Annotated in this window: 20 protein-coding genes; 11 read left to right on the plus strand and 9 right to left on the minus strand. The window is 62.0% G+C overall.

Going from position 1 to position 19,880, the window contains the following annotated elements:
- Window positions 1-115 precede the first annotated feature (115 nt).
- From scpB to BLU85_RS10510, 4 genes are all read right to left on the minus strand, one after another.
- Complete coding sequence (scpB, locus tag BLU85_RS10495) at window positions 116-1,069, minus strand: SMC-Scp complex subunit ScpB (protein WP_092201604.1); 954 nt, start codon at window positions 1,067-1,069, stop codon at window positions 116-118.
- A gap of 11 nt (window positions 1,070-1,080) precedes the next feature.
- Window positions 1,081-1,779, minus strand: coding sequence for a segregation and condensation protein A (locus BLU85_RS10500; protein ID WP_165826070.1), 699 nt, complete (start codon window positions 1,777-1,779; stop codon window positions 1,081-1,083).
- 132 nt (window positions 1,780-1,911) lie between these two features.
- Window positions 1,912-2,541 (minus strand): L-threonylcarbamoyladenylate synthase, encoded by a 630-nt coding sequence (locus BLU85_RS10505; RefSeq protein WP_053124883.1) that lies wholly within the window; start codon window positions 2,539-2,541, stop codon window positions 1,912-1,914.
- Window positions 2,542-2,554: 13 nt separating this feature from the next.
- Entirely contained in the window at window positions 2,555-3,418 is an 864-nt protein-coding gene (locus BLU85_RS10510) for a PHP domain-containing protein (RefSeq protein WP_092201602.1), read from the minus strand.
- Between the two features lie 87 nt (window positions 3,419-3,505).
- On the opposite strand from BLU85_RS10510, the gene BLU85_RS10515 reads away from it, so the two are divergent.
- From BLU85_RS10515 to BLU85_RS10565, 11 genes are all read left to right on the plus strand, one after another.
- Window positions 3,506-4,102: a septation protein A gene (locus BLU85_RS10515; RefSeq protein WP_003204874.1), complete on the plus strand. Its 597-nt coding sequence runs from the start codon at window positions 3,506-3,508 to the stop codon at window positions 4,100-4,102.
- Between the two features lies 1 nt (window position 4,103).
- A complete protein-coding gene (locus BLU85_RS10520) occupies window positions 4,104-4,403 on the plus strand; it encodes a YciI family protein (protein ID WP_060740968.1) in 300 nt (99 codons plus the stop codon).
- A 107-nt stretch (window positions 4,404-4,510) separates the two neighbouring features.
- On the plus strand, window positions 4,511-4,921 hold the full coding sequence (locus BLU85_RS10525) for an SH3 domain-containing protein (RefSeq protein WP_060740967.1): 411 nt from the start codon (window positions 4,511-4,513) through the stop codon (window positions 4,919-4,921).
- Window positions 4,922-4,928: 7 nt separating this feature from the next.
- Complete coding sequence (locus tag BLU85_RS10530) at window positions 4,929-5,606, plus strand: response regulator transcription factor (protein ID WP_003178772.1); 678 nt, start codon at window positions 4,929-4,931, stop codon at window positions 5,604-5,606.
- A 259-nt stretch (window positions 5,607-5,865) separates the two neighbouring features.
- Window positions 5,866-6,303: a Spy/CpxP family protein refolding chaperone gene (locus BLU85_RS10535; protein ID WP_072408657.1), complete on the plus strand. Its 438-nt coding sequence runs from the start codon at window positions 5,866-5,868 to the stop codon at window positions 6,301-6,303.
- Between the two features lie 67 nt (window positions 6,304-6,370).
- Window positions 6,371-7,711, plus strand: coding sequence for a sensor histidine kinase (locus tag BLU85_RS10540; protein ID WP_092201600.1), 1,341 nt, complete (start codon window positions 6,371-6,373; stop codon window positions 7,709-7,711).
- A 224-nt stretch (window positions 7,712-7,935) separates the two neighbouring features.
- A complete protein-coding gene (locus BLU85_RS10545; RefSeq protein ID WP_092201598.1) occupies window positions 7,936-9,363 on the plus strand; it encodes a di-heme oxidoreductase family protein in 1,428 nt (475 codons plus the stop codon).
- A gap of 28 nt (window positions 9,364-9,391) precedes the next feature.
- Window positions 9,392-10,456 (plus strand): imelysin family protein, encoded by a 1,065-nt coding sequence (locus BLU85_RS10550; protein ID WP_092201597.1) that lies wholly within the window; start codon window positions 9,392-9,394, stop codon window positions 10,454-10,456.
- A gap of 2 nt (window positions 10,457-10,458) precedes the next feature.
- Window positions 10,459-11,556: a DUF1513 domain-containing protein gene (locus tag BLU85_RS10555; RefSeq protein ID WP_092201595.1), complete on the plus strand. Its 1,098-nt coding sequence runs from the start codon at window positions 10,459-10,461 to the stop codon at window positions 11,554-11,556.
- A 154-nt stretch (window positions 11,557-11,710) separates the two neighbouring features.
- On the plus strand, window positions 11,711-12,859 hold the full coding sequence (locus tag BLU85_RS10560) for an efflux RND transporter periplasmic adaptor subunit (protein WP_092201593.1): 1,149 nt from the start codon (window positions 11,711-11,713) through the stop codon (window positions 12,857-12,859).
- A 13-nt stretch (window positions 12,860-12,872) separates the two neighbouring features.
- Entirely contained in the window at window positions 12,873-15,899 is a 3,027-nt protein-coding gene (locus BLU85_RS10565; protein ID WP_092201591.1) for a multidrug efflux RND transporter permease subunit, read from the plus strand.
- Window positions 15,900-16,035: 136 nt separating this feature from the next.
- Here BLU85_RS10565 and BLU85_RS31365 read toward each other — a convergent pair whose 3' ends face one another.
- From BLU85_RS31365 to colR, 5 genes are all read right to left on the minus strand, one after another.
- Window positions 16,036-16,263: a hypothetical protein gene (locus BLU85_RS31365; protein ID WP_092201589.1), complete on the minus strand. Its 228-nt coding sequence runs from the start codon at window positions 16,261-16,263 to the stop codon at window positions 16,036-16,038.
- A gap of 2 nt (window positions 16,264-16,265) precedes the next feature.
- Complete coding sequence (locus tag BLU85_RS10575; protein WP_092201587.1) at window positions 16,266-16,976, minus strand: lipopolysaccharide kinase InaA family protein; 711 nt, start codon at window positions 16,974-16,976, stop codon at window positions 16,266-16,268.
- A 4-nt stretch (window positions 16,977-16,980) separates the two neighbouring features.
- Entirely contained in the window at window positions 16,981-17,649 is a 669-nt protein-coding gene (locus tag BLU85_RS10580; RefSeq protein ID WP_092201585.1) for a class I SAM-dependent methyltransferase, read from the minus strand.
- Window positions 17,650-17,763: 114 nt separating this feature from the next.
- The gene (locus tag BLU85_RS10585) at window positions 17,764-19,041 is read right to left on the minus strand and encodes a sensor histidine kinase (protein WP_092201583.1); all 1,278 of its coding nucleotides are present in this window, start codon (window positions 19,039-19,041) and stop codon (window positions 17,764-17,766) included.
- Window positions 19,031-19,714: a two-component system response regulator ColR gene (colR, locus tag BLU85_RS10590; protein ID WP_024779529.1), complete on the minus strand. Its 684-nt coding sequence runs from the start codon at window positions 19,712-19,714 to the stop codon at window positions 19,031-19,033. Before colR ends, BLU85_RS10585 begins: the two co-directional genes overlap by 11 nt.
- Window positions 19,715-19,880: the final 166 nt, after the last annotated feature.

Raw genomic sequence — 19,880 nt, forward strand, 5'->3', positions numbered from 1 at the left:
GCTCGCGATAGAGGTTTAACTTTCAACGATGACGTTGGCTGTCAGACCGCTATCGCGAGCAAGCTCGCTCCCACAGGATAGTGGGGTTTCAGAATTGTTTTTCCAGCACGCGGGATCAGTCGTCAAACTGGCGCCGTTCGTTCTCGATCGCCTCGGCCAGGGCACGGGCTTCGGCTTCTTCGTCGCTCAATTCAGGCTCGGGCTCGCGCGGTTCGAGGGCGGCAACGGCGGCCAGCAGTTTTTCTCGAGCCTCGGCAACGCCGAGGATGTCTTCTTCGGGTTCAGGCTCGGCCTGCCGTTCAACTTCGCGGTCGGCCTCGGGTGGCTCATCCGACTCATCCCCAGGACCAGGCCCCTCACGCAGCAGGTCGTCGAAATCGGTCTTGAGGCCTTCTTCCATAGTGTCCAGTTCCAGCAACAACGAGTGGAAACTGGTCTCTTCCTTCGGCTCCTCAGGCTCGGCGCTGGCATCCGCCAGTTCCTGCAAGCCCTGGGGCACCGGCACGTCGTCGAACTCCAGTACCGGTTCGGGTTCCAGCTCCCGCAATTCGGCCAGGGGCGGCAGGTCGTCCAGGTTTTTCAGGTTGAAATGATCGAGAAAGGCCTTGGTGGTGGCGAACATCGCCGGTTTGCCCGGCACATCGCGATAGCCGACGACGCGGATCCACTCGCGCTCCAGCAACGTCTTGACGATATGGCTGTTGACCGCCACGCCCCGTACATCCTCGATCTCGCCCCGGGTGATCGGTTGGCGATAGGCGATCAACGCCATGGTTTCGAGCATGGCGCGGGAATAGCGTTGCGGCCGCTCCTCCCACAGGCGCCCGACCCAGGGCGCGAACTTCTCGCGGATCTGCAGGCGATAACCGGACGCCACTTCCTTGAGTTCGAAAGCCCGTCCCTCGCAGGACTTGCCCAGCAGCGTCAGGGCTTTCTTGAATACGGCCGGCTCGGGTCGCTCGCCTTCTTCGAAGAGTTCGAACAGGCGCTCCATCGATTGCGGCTTTCCCGAGGCCAACAGGAAAGCTTCAAGCAAGGGGGCCAGCTCGCGGGGTTCAGTCAGATTCATTGATTTGCTCGTTATTCGGCTCGTGCCCGCACGTGGATCGCTGCGAACGGCTCATTCTGCACCAGCTCGACCAAGGATTCCTTGACCAATTCCAGGACCGCCATAAACGTCACCACCACCCCCAAACGCCCTTCCTCGGCGGTGAACAGCTCGACGAACGGCACGAAGCCGCCGCCCTTGAGCCGCTCCAGCACATCGCTCATGCGCTCGCGGGTGGACAGCGCTTCGCGGCTGACCTGATGACTTTCAAACATATCGCCCCGGCGCAGGACCTCGGCCATGGACATCAGCAGCTCTTCCAGGCTCACATCCGGCAGCAACTTGCGCGCCCGCGCTTCGGGCGCATCGAGCTTGGGCACCACCACATCGCGCCCCACCCGGTTCAAGCCATCGAGGCCTTCGGCGGCGACCTTGAAGCGTTCGTACTCCTGCAAGCGCCGGATCAACTCCGCCCGCGGGTCGTCCTCTTCCGCTTCGACCTCCGCCGAGCGCGGCAGCAGCATCCGCGACTTGATCTCGGCCAGCATGGCCGCCATCACCAGGTACTCGGCCGCCAGTTCCAGGCGTACCGACTGCATCAACTCGACGTAGCCCATGTACTGGCGGGTGATTTCCGCCACGGGGATGTCGAGGATGTTGATGTTCTGTTTGCGGATCAGGTACAGCAGCAGGTCAAGCGGTCCCTCGAAGGCTTCGAGGAACACTTCCAGCGCATCCGGCGGAATGTAAAGGTCCAGAGGCATTTCCATGACCGCCTGGCCATAGACCATGGCGAACGGCAACTCCTGCTGCGCGCCGGCCTGGCTATCGGCATTGTCCACGGCGGTTTCCACGGCGGACATTCAGGCCTCGACCATGAACGGCGTCGGATCGCCGCACCCGACGCGCACCACTTGGGGCTCGCCATCGGCCAGGTTGATCACCGTGGACGCCGACATGCCGCCGAAACCGCCGTCGATGATCAGGTCAACCTGATGCTCGAGTATCTGGCGCATCTCATAGGGATCGGTCAACGGCTCGGTCTCGCCGGGCATGATCAGCGTCACGCTCATCAACGGCTCACCCAGTTCCGCCAGCAGCGCCAGGGCGATGGGATGGCTCGGCACCCGCAGGCCGATGGTGCGCTTTTTCGGGTGCAGCAACAGCCGCGGGACTTCCCGGGTGGCATTGAGAATGAACGTGTAGGGCCCCGGCAAATGCGCCTTGAGCAAGCGGAAGGTGCCGGTGTCGATCTTGGCGAACAGGCCCAACTGCGAAAGGTCGCTGCAGATGAGCGCGAAATTGTGCTTGTCGTCCAGTTGACGCAGGCGTCTGACACGCTCCACGGCATTCTTGTCGCCGATCTGGCAACCGATGGCGTAGGACGAATCGGTGGGATAGACCACCACGCCACCACCACGAATGATTTCCACGGCCTGTTTGATCAGGCGCGCTTGCGGGTTTTCCGGATGAATCTGGAAAAATTGACTCACGTGTTCTACCTGTTCAGACGGCGGCGGTAACGGGATCATGTTTGAATCTACACCATAGTGGTGGCAGATCTTCCGGCAACGGGCGGTATTCGCCGATCTCGGACCAGCCCCCAGGGCCATGGAAATCACTGCCGGCGGTGACCAGCAGGCCGAACTCACGGGCCAGGATCGCCAGGCTGCCCACTTGCTCGGCAGGCTGATGGCCGTTGACCACCTCGATGGCATGGCCCCCCGCTTGAATATAGTCGGCGACCAGGCGGCGGCGCTTGCTGCGGGTGAAATCATAGTGCCATGGATGCGCCAGGCTGACCCAGGCGCCAGCGGCCCGCAGGGTCTGGACGGTTTCTTCCAGGGTCGGCCAGTGCTGCTTGACGTCCCCCAGCTTGCCGGCCCCCAACCATTTGCGGAACGCTTCGGCGCGATCCTTGACGAACCCTTCGCGCACCATCCAGTCGGCAAAGTGTGGCCGGGCCGGTGCGTTGCCGCTGTCGCCCAGTTCCTGCTGGATCTGCCGGGCGCCGTCCAGCGCACCGGGCATGCCCTTGAGGGCCAGCTTGCGGCTGATCTCTTCGGAGCGCAGCCAGCGCCCGTCGCGCAGGTGTGCGATGGCCTGGACCAGCGCCGGCGCCTTCACATCGAAACCATAGCCCAGCACATGGATGGTCGCCCCGCCCCAGGTACACGACAACTCGACCCCGTTGACCAGCCGCATGCCCAGCGCCGTGGCGGCGCTGCGGGCCTCGTCGAGGCCTTCGAGGGTGTCGTGATCGGTCAGGGCCAGGACTCGCACGCCGTGCTCGAACGCCCGCGCCACCAGAACCGCAGGCGCCAGGGCGCCATCGGAGGCCGTGCTATGGCAGTGCAAATCAACATTCACGAGAGTTTGTGACCTCAAATCAGCTGGCCCTATCGCGGCCAAGGATGTTTGTTATTATGCCGCCACATCCTGCTTCTGGCTGCCACTGTGAAACAATTCATCGACTTCATCCCGCTCCTGCTGTTTTTCATCGTCTACAAACTTGATCCCCGGGCCGTCGATTTCGCCGGTCACTCCTTGACTGTAGGCGGTATTTACAGCGCCACCGCAGTGCTGATCATCAGCTCCCTGGTGGTCTACGGCGCGCTGTTCGTGTCCCAGCGCAAGCTGGAGAAGAGCCAGTGGCTGACCCTGATCGCCTGCCTTGTATTCGGCAGCCTGACCCTGGCGTTCCACAGCGAAACCTTCCTCAAGTGGAAGGCCCCGGTGGTCAACTGGCTGTTTGCCCTCGCGTTCATCGGCAGCCACTTCATCGGTGACCGACTGCTGATCAAGCGCATCATGGGCCATGCCATCAACCTGCCGGAACTGATCTGGACCCGGTTGAACATCGCCTGGATCGCGTTTTTCCTGTTCTGCGGCGCCGCCAACCTGTTCGTTGCGTTCACGTTCCAGGAGTACTGGGTCGACTTCAAGGTCTTCGGCAGCCTGGGCATGACGCTGCTGTTCCTGATTGGCCAGGGCATCTACCTGTCCCGTCACCTGCACGATGCCGACCCCACCACGCCTAAAACCGAGGACTGACATGCTCTACGCAATCATTGCCACCGACGTCGCCGACTCCCTGGAAAAACGCCTGGCCGTGCGCCCGGCACACCTGGAGCGCCTGCAACAGCTCAAGTCCGAAGGCCGCATCGTGCTGGCCGGCCCGCATCCGGCGGTGGACAGCAATGACCCGGGCGCCGCCGGTTTTAGCGGCAGCCTGATCGTGGCCGAGTTCGACTCCCTGGTCGCCGCCCAGGCCTGGGCCGAGGCCGATCCGTTCGTGGCGGCCGGCGTCTACGCCAATGTCGTGGTCAAGCCGTTCAAGCAAGTCCTGCCGTAAATCCCCCCTGGCGCGATGGGCCTTCACGGCTCATTGCCGCCGTTGCTCATCTTTATCGTTCGCTGGCCGACAACCTGTCTAATCTCGATTGGAATTCAGGAGTTGCAATGCGCAAAGGTCCGTTGTGCCTGTTGTTGGTCTCGTTGGCGATCGGAGCGCCCGCCCATGGCGAGGAAAGCACCGAGGGCAGTCATTCGGCGCCCTTGTCCCTGAGCGCCGGCGGCCAGATCGCCGAATTGCAGCAACGCTTGAAAGACAGCGAACGCCAGCGTGAAGAGCTGAGCAAACAGCTGCAAAATGCCGACAGCGAGCGCGAAAGCGCTGTGCTGGCCCGGCTGCGCCAGGAGAACCAGCGCCTGAAGCTGCAACTCAAGGAAGCCCAGGCCAGCCCGCTGCCACGGCTGTTGACCGATCAACAGCAATGGTTCGTCATTGGTGCCGGGGTAGCGCTATTGGCCTTGCTCTGCGGTATCTTTGCCAGCGGTGGACGTAGACAACGTCGGCAATGGCTAAATTGAGTGAGTCATGAGCGAGCTGTTACTGATAGATGATGACCAGGAGCTGTGTGAGCTCCTCGTGAGTTGGCTGAGCCAGGAAGGGTTTCAGGTCCGCGCCTGTCACGATGGCCAGAGTGCCCGCAAGGCCTTGGCCGAAACCGCCCCGGCTGCCGTGGTCCTGGACGTGATGCTGCCCGACGGCAGCGGCCTGGAACTGCTCAAGCAACTGCGCAACGATCACCCGGAGTTGCCGGTGCTGATGCTGTCGGCCCGGGGTGAGCCGCTGGACCGTATCCTTGGCCTGGAACTGGGCGCCGATGACTACCTGGCCAAGCCCTGCGACCCACGGGAACTGACCGCCCGCCTGCGCGCCGTGCTGCGCCGCAGCCATCCGGCGGCGGTGTCCAGCCAGATCGAGCTGGGTGACCTGACCTTCAGTCCGGTGCGTGGCGTCGTCAGCATCGACGAACAGGAACAGACCCTCACCGTTTCCGAAAGCCGCCTGCTCGAAGCACTGCTCAAGCAACCGGGCGAGCCGCTGGACAAGCAGGAACTGGCGCAGATCGCCCTGGGCCGCAAGCTGACCCTGTACGACCGCAGCCTCGACATGCACGTGAGCAACCTGCGCAAGAAAATCGGCCCTCACCCCGACGGTCGCCCGCGCATCGTGGCGCTGCGTAGCCGGGGTTATTACTACAGCCTGTAGGAGCTGCCGAAGGCTGCGATCTTTTGATCCTGATTTGCAGGCGTTCACTTGCGACTCAATTGTCTGGAAAAAGATCGCAGCCTCGTTGCACTCGACAGCTCCTACAGGTGATAGGCCTGACGTTGAATTGCCGGTGTTTGTCAGGTCCGAACCAAACCGTCTTTACCCAAGCTTTACGCCCCCCTGACCGCCGCTGACCTTGATCTCCGTAATCTGCACACATCCGGAACTGACCGGGAATGAGACAAGGAGACACACCATGCGCAAGACCCTTATCGCTCTGATGTTCGCTGCCGCCCTGCCGACCGTCGCCATGGCCATGCCCGAAGGCCCCGGCCCGATGGGCCCGATGGACGGCCCGCGCCACGGCGGCCAGATGCACGACAAAGGCCCCTACAGTCAACTGGACCTGAGCCGCGAACAACGCCAGCAGATTCGCCGGATCATGGGCGAGCAGCGCCACGAACAACGGGAACTGGTCGACAAGTACCTGGCCAAGCTGTCGCCAGCCGACCAGAAAGCCATGCAGGACGAAATGCAGGCCCGGCACGAGAAAGTCGATGCCCAGATCCGTGGCTTGCTGAAGCCTGAGCAGCAAAAGGAATTCGACGCGATCCAGAAGAAACAGGCCGAACGCCGCGCCGAGTGGGCTGAGTTCAAAGCCTGGAAAGCGCAACAACCGCAAAAAGCGCAATAATGCACTGACGCTTGCCCAGCCCAACGGCCAATCGCCGTTGGGCTTTCTTTGTTTCCGAGGATTTATCGTGCGTTCATTGTTCTGGCGCATCCTGGCCAGTTTCTGGCTGGCCATCGCCCTGGTTGCAGGACTTTCGATCCTGATGGGCCATATGCTGAACCAGGACGCCTGGATCCTCAGCCGTCACCCGGGCCTCAATACCCTGCCCGAAGAGTGGACGCAAACCTACGAAACCCAGGGCGAGGATGCCGCCCAGGAGATCCTGCAACAGCGCAAGCGCCAGTATCACATCGACGTCCAGGTGTTCAACGAAAGCGGCGACCCGGTGGTACGCGGCACCTTCCCCCATCGTGCCGCGGCCTTCGAGGCCAGGCAGAACAACGACGACCGACGCCTGCCCTGGCGGCGGCTGACCGACGAGTTCACCAGCGCCAAAAGTGGCGACACGTACCTGTTCATCTACCGCATTCCCCATCCCGAACTGGACGCCTGGCACCGCGGCAGCCTGCTCTGGCCCCTCAGTGCACTGGGCATCGCGCTGGTGGTGCTGACCTTGTTCAGCCTGTTGGTGACGCTTTCCATCACCCGTCCGCTGAATCGACTGCGCGGCGCGGTGCATGACCTGGGCCAGGCCGCCTACCAGCAGAACAGCCTCGCCAAGCTGGCCAACCGACGAGACGAGTTCGGCGTGCTGGCCACCGACTTCAACCGCATGGGCGCGCGCCTGCAAAGCTTGATCGCCAGCCAGCGCCAACTGCTGCGCGACGTATCCCACGAACTGCGCTCGCCCCTGGCCCGCCTGCGCATTGCCCTGGCATTGGCTGAACGGGCCAGCCCCGAGGAACGTGAAAAACTCTGGCCACGCCTGACCCGCGAATGTGATCGCCTGGAAGCGTTGATCAGCGAAATCCTGGTCCTGGCCCGGGTCGACGCCGACAACGCCGGCGCCGAAGAGGTGGACCTCAACGGTTTGCTGTTCACCCTGCAAAAAGATGCACAACTGGCGTCACCGGAGCAAACCGTGCAGCTTGAAACCGAGGCAGGCCTGACCCTCAAGGGCTGGCCGACCATGATCGAGCGAGCGGTGGACAACCTGCTGCGTAACGCCCAGCGATTCAATCCGACCGGGCAACCCATCGAGATGCGCGCGGCACGCCAGGGCGAACGGATCCTGATCAGCGTGCGCGACCACGGGCCTGGCGTGGAGGCCGAACACTTGGGGCAATTGGGCGAACCGTTCTACCGCGCGCCCGGCCAGACCGCCGCCGGCCATGGCCTGGGCCTGGCGATTGCGCGTCGTGCCGCCGAGCGCCATGGCGGTGCGCTGGTGTTGGGCAACCATCCCGAAGGCGGTTTCATTGCAACACTGGAACTGCCGCTGGTGCCGGGGGCTGTTGTCCAGCCTTAAGCTCCCGCTGAGTTCTGTAGGAGCTGCCGAAGGCTGCGATCTTTTGATCTTTCACTCCAGATTCAATTGTCTGGGACAAGATCGCAGCCTCGTTGCACTCGACAGCTCCTACGTAGCTCCAGAACCACGCAGGCTTCACAAACCAAACGATAATTCCTCTTATTCAAACTCCCCGGCCCTGTTAGACTTTGCGCCCTCTTTTAACCTCTCTCCCAGGTCACCCGATGCCGTCGTTGCCTCTTCGTTTATGTGCACTGTTCATGGCCCTGGGCCTGAGTGCCTGCGATGACGCCCCGCGTTTTACCCAGGCTGAACCGGGTGAAGCCCGTTCCGGTGGTGCCGCGACGGTTCGCAAGAGCGATCAGAACGCCTTTTCCCTGCCCTCGGCCAACCTGCCACCTTCGCGGCGCGTGGATTTCAGCGTCGGCAACAGTTTCTTCCGCAGCCCCTGGGTGATCGCCCCCTCGACCACCACCGCCCGGGACGGCCTCGGCCCGTTGTTCAACACCAACGCCTGCCAGAACTGCCACATCAAGGACGGTCGCGGTCATCCGCCGGCACCGGACGCCGCCAGCGCGGTGTCGATGCTGGTACGCCTGTCGATTCCCGATGCGCCGCCCTACGCCAAGGTCATCGAACAACTGGGGGTGGTGCCGGAGCCGGTTTACGGTGGGCAGTTGCAGGACATGTCTGTCCCCGGTGTCGCTCCCGAAGGTAAAGTCCGGGTCGATTACAGCCCCGTCCCGGTGCGCTTCAAGGACGGCACCGTCGTGGAGCTGCGCAAGCCAAACCTGCAAATCACCCAATTGGCCTATGGGCCGATGCACCCGGACACGCGTTTTTCCGCCCGTGTCGCTCCGCCCATGATCGGCCTGGGGTTGCTGGAGGCGATCCCTGACGAATCCATCCTCGCCAACGCCAAAGCCCAGGCGCGGGAAAACAACGGCATCGCCGGTCGTCCCAACCAGGTCTGGGACGATGCCCAACAGAAAACCGTACTTGGACGGTTTGGCTGGAAGGCTGGGCAGCCCAACCTCAACCAACAGAACGTCCATGCGTTCTCCGGTGACATGGGCCTGACGACGAGCCTGCGGCCCTTCGACGACTGCACCGAAACCCAGGTCGATTGCAAGCGCGCCCCCAGCGGCAACGGCCCGGACGGCGAGCCGGAAGTCAGCGACAACATCCTGCGACTGGTGCTGTTCTACAGCCGCAACCTCGCCGTGCCGGCCCGTCGCGAGGTGAATTCTCCTCAGGTACTGGCGGGCAAGAATCTGTTTTTCCAGGCCGGCTGCCAGTCTTGCCACACACCGAAATACACCACGTCCGCCCATGCTGCCGAACCGGAGCTGGCGAACCAGGTCATCCGCCCCTACACCGACCTGCTGCTGCACGACATGGGCGAAGGCCTGGCCGACAACCGCAGCGAATTCAAGGCCAGCGGCCGTGATTGGCGAACCCCGCCGCTGTGGGGCATCGGCCTGACCGAAACCGTTAACGGCCACACCCAGTTCCTGCATGACGGTCGTGCCCGCAACCTGCTCGAAGCCGTGCTGTGGCATGGCGGCGAAGCACAAGCGGCGCAACGCCAGGTTTTAGCGTTCAATGCCGAGCAACGCGCTGCGTTGCTGGCCTTTCTGAATTCCCTTTAAATGCCTTTTCCAGAAATGGGAGCCTGACATGTTCCGTCCCAAGCTGTTGTTCACCAGCCTCGCCGCCCTCGCCCTCGGTGCCTGCTCGCCCCAGGACCCACAAGCCGTCACCTCGGCCGCCATCGCCAAGCAAGTGATCCTGCCGACCTACAGCCGCTGGGTCGAGGCCGACCGGCAACTGGCGACCAGCGCCCTGGCGTTCTGCCAAGGCAAGGAAACCCTGGACACCGCCCGCGCCGACTTCCTCAAGGCGCAAAAAGCCTGGGCCGAGTTGCAACCCCTGTTGATCGGCCCGCTGGCCGAGGGCAACCGCGCCTGGCAGGTGCAGTTCTGGCCGGACAAGAAAAACCTGGTAGGCCGTCAGGTCGAGCAACTGGTCAACAGCCAGCCACAGATCGACGCCGCCGGCCTGGCCAAGTCCAGCGTTGTCGTACAAGGGCTCTCGGCCTACGAATACCTGCTGTTCGACGCAAAAATCGACATGGCCGACAGTGCCCAGAAAGCCAAGTACTGCCCGCTGCTCACTGCAATCGGCGAACGCCAGAAACAACTGGCCGAAGAGATCCTGTCGGGGTGGAACGCCAACGACGGCATGCTCGCCCAGATGAGCAAGTTCCCCAACCAGCGCTACGCCGACTCCCACGAGGCCATCGCCGATCTGCTGCGCGTGCAGGTCACGGCCCTGGACACGCTGAAGAAAAAACTCGGCACGCCGATGGGCCGCCAGAGCAAGGGCGTACCTCAGCCTTTCCAGGCCGACGCCTGGCGCAGCCAGTCGTCGTTGCAAGGGCTGGAAGCCAGCCTGAGCGCGGCCAGGACCGTCTGGGCCGGCGTGGACAACAAAGGCCTGCGCGGCCTGCTGCCAAGCGAGCAGAAACCGTTGGCGGACAAGATCGACGCCGCCTACGATGCCTCCTTGAAACTGTTCGCCAGCAGCCAGCGCTCGTTGACCGAAATGCTCAACGACGATGCCGGGCGCCAGCAACTCAACGATTTGTACGACAGCCTCAACGTCGTCCATCGCCTGCACGAAGGCGAACTGGCCAAGGCGCTGGGCATCCAACTGGGCTTCAATGCCAACGACGGTGACTGATCATGTTTCGACGTCAGGTCCTGGCACTGGGCAGCTTGCTGCTCGGCGCCGTCACCCTGGGCGGCTGGACGCTGTTCAAGCAAAAGGACAAGCACCCACTCTTGCTTTCGGCACGGGACGATGGCGACGGCAAGCATTACGCCGTCGGTTATCGACTGGACGGCACGCGGGTGTTCGCCACCCAGGTCGGCCAACGCTGCCATGACATCATCCATCACCCGACGCAACCGATTGCGCTGTTCGTCGCCCGTCGTCCAGGCACCGAAAGCTACTTGATCGACCTGCGTGACGGGGCCCTGCTGCAAACCATCGCCTCGTTGCCGAACCGGCATTTCTACGGCCACGCGGTCATCCATAACAGCGGCGAATGGCTGTACGCCACCGAGAACGACACCACCGACCCGGGACGCGGCCTATTGGGCGTGTACCGTTTCGAAGGCGAGCGGCTGGTGCACAGCGGCGAGATGTCCACCCATGGCATCGGTCCTCACCAGGTGTCCTGGATGCCCGATGGCGAGACGCTGGTGGTGGCCAACGGCGGCATTCGCACCGAGGCCGAAAGCCGGGTCGAAATGAACCTCGACGCCATGGAGCCAAGCCTGGTGCTGATGCAACGCGATGGCACCCTGCTGAGCAAGGAAACTCTCGCCCAATCGATGAACAGCGTGCGCCACCTCGGCATCGCCAGTGACGGCACCATCGTTTCCGGCCAGCAGTTCATGGGCGCTGCCCACGAATCGTCGGAACTGGTGGCAATCAAGCGGCCAGGGCAGCCGTTCCAGGCATTCCCGGTGCCCGAAGAACAATTGCAGGCCATGGGGCACTACACCGCCAGCGTCGCTGTGCACAGCGACCTGCGCCTGGTGGCCCTGACCGCCCCACGCGGCAACCGCTTCTTCATCTGGGACCTGGACAGTGGCGAGGTCCGCCTGGATGCCCCCTTGCCGGACTGTGCCGGTGTGGGCGCGGTAACCGACGGTTTTGTCGTGACGTCGGGCCAAGGACGTTGCCGCTATTACGATTGCCGCCAGACACAACTGGTTGCAAAACCCCTGGATCTGCCGGCAGGGCTCTGGGACAACCATTTGCATCTGGCCTGAACAAGGGAGCGAAGCCCATCGGTGCCGAGCTCCCTGATTTTTCGGAAAAATCCCACGCATCACCGGCCCGTCAGCATCTGGAATAGCCCGCACACTCAGAGTAATGTGCCCGCCTATCTGTATTTTCTCTCAGCTCTTTCCAAGGAAGTGGAACATGCTGCGACGCCGCATGCTGATCATGTTGGGTGTTGTCCTGCTGGTAGTGCTATTGCTCGCCGGTTACAAGGCCTTCTCCGTTTACCAGCAGATCCAGTCGTTCTCCAAGCCGAAACCTCCGGTCAGCGTCGCCGTGGCCACGGCCACCCAGCAACCCTGGCAGGCTCGCCTGCCCACCGTCGGCAGCCTGAAGGCGCTGCAAGGGGTGGACCTGAGCCTGGAAATCGCCGGGACCGTGCAGAAGGTGCAGTTCCAGTCCGGGCAAAAGGTCAAGGCCGGCCAGCCGCTCCTGCAACTGGACAGCGAAGTCGAAAGCGCCCTGCTGGAAACCGCCGAGGCCGACCTGGGCCTGTCGCAAGTGGATTTCGGTCGCGGCCGACAACTGGTGGGCAGCCAGGCGATCTCCAAGGGCGAATTCGACCGGCTCTCGGCGCAACTGAAGAAGAACCAGGCCACGGTCAACCAGCTCAAGGCGTCGCTGGCCAAGAAACACATCCTGGCGCCGTTCAGCGGCACCATCGGCATTCGCCAGGTGGATGTCGGCGACTACCTGGCCAGCGGCACGGTGATCGCCACCCTGCAAGACCTCAGCAGCCTGTACGTGGACTTCTACGTGCCCGAGCAAAACGTGCCCCGGCTCGCTGTTGCCCAATCGGTCAACGTCAGCGTCTCGGCCTATCCCGGGCAGACCTTCGTCGGCACCATCAGTGCGATCAACCCCAAGGTCGAGGACAGCACCCGCAACGTCCTGGTGCGCGCCACCCTGGCCAACCCCGACGGCAAGCTGCTGCCCGGCATGTTCGCCAACCTGCAGGTGATCCTGCCGGACGTGGTCGCCGGAATCGTCGTGCCGGAAAGCGCCGTGACCTACACCCTCTACGGCAACTCCATGTACGTGGTGACGCAAAAGAAAGCCGCCGACGGCACAGTCGAGAAAGACGGCAAGGGGCAGCCGGTCCTGATCGCCGAACGGCGCTTCGTTGAAACCGGCGAGCGACGCGACGGGCAGGTGCTGGTTTCCAAAGGCGTGCAGAGCGGCGAACAAGTCGTGATCGCCGGCCAGCTCAAGCTCGATAACGGTACGCCGATCGCCATCAGCGACGACAAGACCCTGACCGAACAGAACAGCTCGCCGCGGGCGGACTGATCAAGGAACCCCCATGGCTTTTACCGATCCGTTCATCCGTCGCCCGGTGCTCGCCACCGTGGTCAGCCTGTCGATCGTACTGCTGGGCTTCCAGGCCTGGAGCAAGCTGCCCCTGCGTCAGTATCCACAAATGGAAAACGCCCTGATCACGGTGACCACCGCCTACCCCGGGGCCAACGCCGAGACCATCCAGGGCTACATCACCCAACCGATGCAGCAGAGCCTGGCCAGTGCCGAGGGCATCGACTACATGACCTCGGTCAGTCGCCAGAATTTCTCGGTGATTTCTGTCTATGCCCGCATCGGTTCCAACAGCGACCGGCTCTTTACCGAACTGCTGGCCAAGGCCAACGAGGTCAAGAACCAGTTGCCCCAGGATGCCGAGGACCCGGTCCTCAGCCGCGAGGCCGCCGATGCCTCGGCGCTGATGTACATCAGCTTCTTCAGCAAGGAACTGAACAACCCGCAGATCACCGACTACCTGTCGCGGGTGATCCAGCCCAAGCTGGCGACACTGCCCGGCATGGCCGAGGCGGAGATCCTCGGCAACCAGGTCTTCGCCATGCGCCTGTGGCTGGACCCGGTCAAGCTCGCCGGCTTCGGCCTGACCGCCGCCGACGTGACCAATGCCGTGCGCCAGCACAACTTCCTCTCCGCCGCCGGTGAAGTGAAAGGCGAATACGTCGTCACCAGCATCAACGCCAACACCGAACTCAAGTCCGCCGAGGCCTTCGCCGCGATCCCGCTCAAGACCGACGGCGACAGCCGCGTGTTGCTGCGGGACGTGGCCCGCGTGGAAATGGGCGCCGAGAACTACGACACCATCAGTTCCTTTGGTGGCACGCCTTCGGTGTACATCGGGATCAAGGCCACGCCGGGCGCGAACCCGCTGGATGTGATCAAGGAAGTGCGCAAGATCATGCCGGAGATGGAGGCGCAACTGCCGACCAACCTCAAGGCCGAGATCGCCTACGACGCCACCCTGTTCATCCAGGCGTCCCTCGACGAGGTGGTGAAAACCCTGTTCGAAGCGGTGCTGATCGTCATCGTCGTGGTGTTCCTGTTCCTCGGCGCCCTGCGTTCGGTGATCATCCCGGTGGTGACCATCCCGCTGTCGATGATCGGCGTGATGTTCTTCATGCAGTTGATGGGCTACTCGATGAACCTGCTGACGCTGCTGGCCATGGTGCTCGCCATCGGCCTGGTGGTGGACGACGCCATTGTGGTGGTGGAGAACATTCACCGGCACATCGAGGAAGGCAAGACCCCGTTCGACGCCGCGATAGAAGGTGCCCGGGAAATCGCCATGCCGGTGGTCTCGATGACCATCACCCTGGCGGCGGTGTATGCACCGATCGGCCTGCTCGAGGGCCTGACGGGCGCCTTGTTCAAGGAGTTCGCCTTGACCCTGGCCGGGGCGGTGGTGATCTCCGGGATCGTCGCCCTGACCCTGTCGCCCATGATGTGCGCCCTGCTCCTGCGCCACAATGAAAACCCCTCGGGGCTGGCCCATCGGCTGGACATGCTCTTCGAACGCTTGAAGAGCCGTTACCAGCGCATGCTCCATGGCACGCTCAACACCCGGCCGGTGGTACTGGTGTTCGCGGTGATCGTGCTGCTGCTGATCCCGGTGCTGGTCATGTTCAGCAAATCCGAACTGGCTCCCGACGAGGACCAGGGCATCATCTTCATGATGGCCAACGCCCCGCAGCCCACCAACCTCGACTACCTGAACACCTATACCGATCACTTCATTACCATTTTCAAGGAGTTCCCGGAGTACTACTCCTCGTTCCAGATCAATGGCTACAACGGCGTGCAGTCGGGCATCGGTGGCTTCCTGCTCAAGCCCTGGAACGAACGCGACCGCACCCAGATGGAGATCCTGCCCGAGGTCCAGGCCAAGCTGGAAAGCGTGCCTGGCTTGCAGATCTTCGGCTTCAACCTGCCCTCGCTGCCGGGCACCGGCGAAGGCTTGCCGTTCGCGTTCGTCATCAACTCCCCGAAGGACTACGCAACGCTGCTGGAGGTTGCCGACCGGGTCAAAAAGCGCGCATTGGATTCCGGCAAGTTCGCGTTCATGGACATCGACCTTGCGTTCGACAAGCCAGAAGTCGTGGTGGATATCGATCGCGCCAAGGCCGCCCAGATGGGTGTTTCCATGCAGGACCTGGGCGGTACCCTGGCGACTCTGCTGGGGGAATCGGAGATCAATCGCTTCACCCTCGAAGGCCGCAGCTACAAGGTCATCGCCCAGGTCGAACGACCGTTCCGGGACAACCCGGAATGGCTGAACAATTACTACGTGAAAAATGCCAAGGGTGAATCGCTACCGCTATCGACCCTGATCAAGGTCAGCGACCGGGCGCGACCGCGGCAACTGAACCAGTTCCAGCAGCTCAATGCGGTGACGATTTCAGGCTTTCCCATCGTGAGCATGGGCGAGGCCATCGAGACCGTCCGCCAGATCGCCCGGGAGGAAGCGCCGGTGGGGTTCGCCTTCGATTACGCCGGGGCTTCACGTCAGTTCGTACAGGAAGGCAGCGCGTTGTGGGTGACCTTTGCCTTGGCCCTGGCGATTATCTTCCTGGTGCTGGCCGCGCAGTTCGAAAGCTTCCGGGACCCGCTGGTGATCCTGGTGACCGTGCCGTTGTCCATCTGCGGTGCCCTGATTCCGCTGTTCCTCGGCTGGTCGAGCATGAACATCTATACCCAGGTGGGCCTGGTGACGCTGATCGGCCTGATCAGCAAGCACGGGATCCTGATTGTCGAGTTCGCCAACCAGTTGCGCAGGGAACAGAACCTGTCGCCGCGCGAAGCCGTGGAACAAGCCGCGTCGATTCGTCTGCGACCGGTGCTGATGACCACTGCGGCGATGGTGTTCGGCATGGTGCCGCTCATCTTCGCCACCGGCGCCGGGGCAGTGAGCCGCTTCGACATCGGCACGGTGATCGCCACGGGCATGTCGATTGGTACCTTGTTCACCCTGTTTGTGCTGCCCTGCGTCTACACACTGCTGGCCAGGCCGGACAAACACTGAAGGCGGCCAGAAGGGAACTGGATGTTTTTTGCGGCGAGGGAGCAAGCTCCCTCGCACAGGTTTTAGTGCTCGACCGGAGATTGCGACAGGAAAAAAAAGGCCTCGCACAGGCGAGGCCTTTTTGGCTTCGTGATGTTCAACTCTGAGGCCTCATCCCTTGGGACAGGCTGAACATGAACAGCAGCAGATCATCGTCCGGTCGGATCGCCTCGCTCGCCTTTGCCACACGCGGCAGGGGACAATGCGCACCCGCACTGGAGGCACTGAGGATCTGCGAGCGTGGCTGTTCCCATACAGCCACCGCCATCGACGTAACTGCCAGGGCTCCGACTAAAAACAAACCTCTAGCAATTTCTAGTTTCATCGCTATAAACCTTTGATAGCGCTGCCAAACGCCGTCTCATAAAAGTAGACGAGTTTTTTCCAGTCGGCATCGCTGAACGACGAATGGCGCCGCAGTTGCTTCAGGTCATGGGAAGCCGCACGCCGGGCGGTCAGACGCTGACGGCACTTCTCGAAATCCAGCAGGGCTACTTCGGCCTTAGCCGCCTCGCCCTCCCCGGTCACACGCACAAAAACATGCTTGATATAGATGCAGCCATGCTGCCAGCGTCCCTTGTGCATGCGGGCCAGGTTTTCAGCCAGCGCCAGGAGGATTTGATCATGCACCGCTTCGCCATGACGCTCGCGCCCACCGCCGGCATACCAGTGCTCGATCTCTTCAAAACCTTCCAGCGCCTGGGTCACCAGCAGCGCACGCCACTTATGAACCGGGTCCCGCTGGGCGCCACAGAAAATCAACTGGGGGACGCGGACATCAAGCCGAGTCAACGCCAGCAGTGCATCCTGTTCACGCAGCACGGTCGGCCGACCGAACGGGTGCAGCCAACTGCGATAAATGTGTCCGGTCTGACGCTTGGCATAAAGCAGCTTGCCGTCTTGGTCCCTGATCCGTTGCACACCGCTTTCACCGCCGCGACGCACATTGGGCTCTTCCACCCACTCACCCTGCTGACGCCAGAAATGCTCGAAGTCGTCGAGGAGAATTGTTGACGTCTCTGCTGCCTGTACACCCATGCCCTTACCTCTTGCGTAATACATAAACTCGCCACATGGCATAGAGCGGTAGGAAATCCAGCCGTTCCTGAATACGAAACCCAGCCTGTCGAAACTCTTCTTCTACTGTATCTGTCGGTAACACAAATCGATTCTGGTAGTCTTTCTGCCCACGAGTGCGCTCCAGACGCTTGCGTTTCCAGGCCTTGAAATTGCCATCGACCCACAATGAAACGATCACGCTGTCACGGCTGACACGCTCGAATTCCTTGAGAATCGCCAGTCGATGCGCGGGTTCACCAATGTGATGCAACAAACGCATACAAAAAATACTGTCGACGGCGTTATCAGGCAAGGCAATGTCGAACGCAGAAGTGTGCAAGGGCCGTACCCGTTTTACGACATCGCTCGGTTGAGCCTCCAATGCCGTACTGAGCATGGCCGCGGAATTGTCCGCGCCGATAATGACTCGGTTCGGTTTTTCGGCCAGCAAAGGCCAGAAGCGCCCCGCACCGCAAGGCAGGTCCAGGACCAGGCCGGGGTCTCCGACGAGGGCCAATGCACGCCGGGCCAGTTGTTGGTCTCGCTGGTTGGAAAGACGGCGACTCAAGCCACGGCGATGCTTATGAAAATATTCCCTGGCATGCAGCTCGTCGTATTTTTCAGAAAATTCCAGCTTGATGGGTTTGGACATTAGGCGGGCCTCGATGACTGATCGACCCCACCTTATGAATCGGAATGTCATGCCTTTGTGAAAATAAAGTCAGGTAAACGCTCCAATGTTTACAAGACTTTTCAGCATAGGGGCTTAGCCCTTTGGATTCAATTCCACTTCGAAATGGCAACCGTTGGGCTCCATCGTACTGAGGCTGACTGTCCAGCCCTGGTTTTCGCAAATGCGCTGTACCAGGGACAAGCCCAATCCCAAGCCCTCGCCGCGTTTTTCGTTACCGCGCACGAACGGCTCGAACATCGCTTCGCGCTTCTCCTCGGGAATTCCCACGCCGCTGTCCTCGACCACGAATCCGGTGGTGGTCAGCGAAAGGCGGATGAATCCATGGTCGGTGTAGTGCAGGGCATTACGCAACAGATTGCCCATCACGGCCGTCAGGAACGTGGCGTTATACAGGGTGTCGACAGTTTGCCCGGGTTCGAAGATCAGCGTCAGGCCTTTGGATTCGATGGGGGCACGCCATACGCCAAGGAGGTTCTCGGCCACCTGCCCCAGGGTCAGCCGAGGCGACATGCCGTTGTCTTCACGCTCGGCCCTGGCGAGCATCAGGAAGGTCTGCACCAGCTCGCGCATCTCTTCACTGGCCCGATTGATACGCTCGACCTGGGTACGACCGCGCGGGTCCAGCGCCGGGTTTTCCAACAGCAACTCACAAGAGGTCGCCAGGACCATCAACGGTGTGCGCAACTCGTGGCTCACGTCGCTGGTAAACAAGCGCTCGCGGGTCAAGGCCTGGCGCAAACGTCCCAGTGTGGCGTCGAACGCCACCGCCAGCTCTCCCACCTCATCGGCGGCATAATCCGGGGCCAGCGGCGGCGCGAGCCCCAAGAGCTGATCGCGATGACGCACTTGCCGGGCCAGGCGAACCACGGGCGCCATCACCCGCCGTGCCAGGACCCAGCCCAGAAATACCGCCAGCGCCAGACTGAGCACGAACCCCACCAGCACCACGGCGAACAGTACCCGTTCGCGCTCTTCGAAGTCGCTCTGGTCTTGCAGCAACACGTAGTGTCGGCCGTCAACGATCTCGACCATGGCGTGATAGGACAGCTGCTCACGAAACACCTCGTGGAAACCGCGCTCCAGATGGCGCAGATCCTTGGGCAACTCGAAATCCCCCGGGCCGCCACTGAAATAAAACAACTGGTCGGGTTCCGGCCGATGGTTCCAGTCCGAGACACTGTCCATCAACAGCAGGCGTTGCAGATCACCGCCAAGCCCGGCGGAGATCAGTTTCTCTTCAACCAGATGGACCGTCGCCACGATGCCCATGGCGAACGCACCGGCCACCAATGCGCTCATCAGCGCAAACGCGATGATGATCCGTTGGGCAAGGCTTTGCTTAAACTCCATCGCGGCCCTCGGCCAGGCGATAGCCGACGCCGTGCACGGTGTGCAACAACGGCTTTTCGAACGGTTTGTCGATCACCTGGCGCAGTTGATGGACATGGCTGCGCAAGCTGTCGCTGTCCGGGCAATCGTCACCCCACAACGCTTCCTCGAGGATTTCGCGGCGCAGCACATGGGGACTTTTCTGCATCAGCACCGCCAACAGCTTCAGGCCGACGGGGTTGAGCTTGAGCAGCTTGCCTTCGCGCGTCACTTCGAGGGTATCGAGGTCGTAGCTCAGGTCGCCGACCTGCAAGGCCCGCCGGCCACCGCCCTGGGCACGACGCATGACGGCTTCGATCCGCGCCGCCAGTTCCGACAAGGCGAACGGTTTGATCAGGTAGTCATCGGCACCGGACTTGAAGCCCTGCAAGCGATCGTCCAACTGGTCCCGTGCGGTGAGCATGATGACCGGCGTATCGCGCCGGGCGTCTTCGCGCAGGCGCTTGCACAAGGTGTAGCCGTCGATGCCTGGCAGCATGATATCGAGCACGATCAGGTCGTAATGTTCGGTCGCCGCCAGGTGCAACCCCGACAAACCGTCCTGGGCGCAATCGACGGTGTAGCCCTTGAGCCCCAGGTAATCGGCCAGGTTGGCCAGGATGTCACGGTTGTCTTCGACCAATAGAATTCGCATGGGTACCTCTGCGTACACGGTTAACGGCCATCTTGGCCAGCGCAGCTTACGGCCAATGCCGACTCAGGGCTAGGGCTGGGCACCGCGCAAACAGACGCCTTCCGCCCATCAGCTTTCCAATGCTTTTTTCACCATAGGTTCACAACCTGACTACAGTGGGGGGGCA

This window comes from Pseudomonas sp. NFACC14 (assembly GCF_900106885.1).
Classification (GTDB): domain Bacteria; phylum Pseudomonadota; class Gammaproteobacteria; order Pseudomonadales; family Pseudomonadaceae; genus Aquipseudomonas; species Aquipseudomonas fluorescens_AA.